At 43.5% G+C, this 2,060-nt stretch carries 2 protein-coding genes; both read right to left on the bottom strand.

Annotated elements, in window-relative coordinates:
* Positions 1-35: 35 nt before the first annotated feature.
* Positions 36-860 (bottom strand): phosphate ABC transporter permease subunit PstC, encoded by an 825-nt coding sequence (gene pstC, locus LC574_RS37450; protein WP_229458673.1) that lies wholly within the window; start codon positions 858-860, stop codon positions 36-38.
* A 234-nt stretch (positions 861-1,094) separates the two neighbouring features.
* A partial coding sequence (locus LC574_RS37445; protein WP_229458672.1) for a PstS family phosphate ABC transporter substrate-binding protein occupies positions 1,095-2,060 on the bottom strand: 966 nt, incomplete at its 5' end.

Here is a 2,060-nt window from a genome sequence, read left to right as displayed (position 1 = left end):
TGTTGGCGCTACCAGGCTATATTAGCCGTGAATAACTAGTACGCCACGGCGTAAATAGAGCAACCATTTAAAATCCCTAAAGAGCTTATTCCATAACACTTTTGACTTTTGATTTTTGATTTTTGACCAGCCGCGATAGTAACAATCATTGTTTCACCAATGGCGCGGGAAATAGCCAAGATGAAAGAAGCTACTATCCCAGATAAAGCTGCTGGTAACACTACTGAAATAATTGTTTCCCGCTTGGTTGCTCCCAATGCATAAGCACCTTCCCGCAAACTACGCGGAACGGAATAAAGAGCGTCTTCACTCAAAGAAGCTACCAGAGGAATAATTGAAATTCCCAGTACTATACCCGCACTCAAAGCATTGAATCCTTGCATACCTGGGATGAATGTTTGCAGGAAGGGTGTAACTGTGAACAGTGCAAAGTAACCAAACACAACGGTAGGTACTCCGGCCAATACTTCTAGGGCTGGCTTTAGCCATTTGCGAAGTTTAGCTGGGGCATACTCACTTAAGCAGATAGCGGCTAACAATCCTAGTGGCAATGCTACTGCGATCGCAATTACAGATATGAGCAACGTGGCGCTAATTAGCACCATGATACCGAACTGCTTATTGGTAAACAGCGGCGTCCATTGTGTGTCTGTTAAAAACTGCCAGATGGAGACTGTTTGAAAAAATTCTACAGTTTCAAAAATCAGCGTTAAGACAATGCCAATTGTGGTTACAACTGAGACAAAGGCAAACAAGGCAAACAGCGCTTTGACGCCAGTTTCCACCCGCTTATTCAAAGTCCGATTGGGCTGCCATAAGTTGGATTTATCTGGTTCATTAGATAGTGGGCTGGCAGTCATTTGGGGACAACCTCATAAATTCAAACTCTTTTTATAGCCACTGTGCCCAATTTGTAAAAGCTGCCCAAAGGCTGGAAGTGCTGAATATATCTGGAGACTATAAGCCTTAAATTAACTCAGCGTCAGCGGACTTTGTTCGACAAACTGCTACTTCCAGCTACCAGGGCGTAGTGCAAATTGTGTTTACATCACATTTTCACATTGTCAACAGAGTAAGTAATTAGTGGATAACTCTTACTGTTGTTTCTTGAGAAGATCTTTCAGGGTGACACCCACTTGAGAACCCTCACCTTCAAAAATCGAACCTACTTTCCCACTATTGAAACGTGTCTGAACTTCAGAGAGTATGTCACTAGGTAAAGGCACGTAGCCTACTTCTGATATTAGCTTTTGGTTTGCCTGAGCATAATTGAAATCAACAAAAGCCTTGACTTCAGGACGCGTCGCCACTGTTTTTTTGATGTAGATAAATTCTGGACGAGCAAGAGGCTGGTAAGTACCATCGGCGATCGTTTGTGGACTAGGCTGAACACATCCCTTACCATTATCAATGCTTACAAGCTTTAATTTGTCTTTGTTGTTTTCATAATAGGCATAGCCGAAGAATGCTATACCACCTGGGTCAGCGCTCACACCCTGTACTAAGGTATTGTCATCTTCACTAGCAGTGTAGTCTCCCCGGCTTTCCCCTTCCTTACCCACAACTGCTTGAGTGAAATAGTCGTAAGTACCAGAATCAGTACCAGGACCGTACAAACCTATTTTCTGAGCAGGAAATTTAGGGTTAACTTGGTTCCACTGGGTGACTTTGCCTTGAGCACCTGGCTCCCACATCCTTTTTAGTTCGGGAACTGTGAGGCATTGTAGAAAGTTATTTTGGGAGTTAGTTACCACAGAAATACCATCGTAAGCAATCGGTAGTTCAATGTACTCGATATTACCTTTTTTACAAAGTTCCACTTCTTCCGGTTTAATAGGGCGAGAAGCATTAGAAATATCGGTTTCACCTGCACAGAACTTCTTAAAGCCGCCACCTGTACCAGAGGAAGCCACAGTAACTTGCACCCCAGGATTCGCCTTTTGAAACTCTTCTGCCATCGCCTCAGAAATAGGATAGACGGTACTAGAACCATCAATCTGGACTTTTCCAGATAAATTTGATCCGGCTGCTGTATTGGTGGCTGGGGTAACTAACTCCCA

The organism is Nostoc sp. CHAB 5715, from assembly GCF_020829685.1.
In the GTDB taxonomy this organism is placed as follows: Bacteria; Cyanobacteriota; Cyanobacteriia; order Cyanobacteriales; family Nostocaceae; genus Nostoc.
Note: the sequence above shows the minus strand (reverse complement) of the source record. Positions and strands in the feature narration are given on the sequence as shown.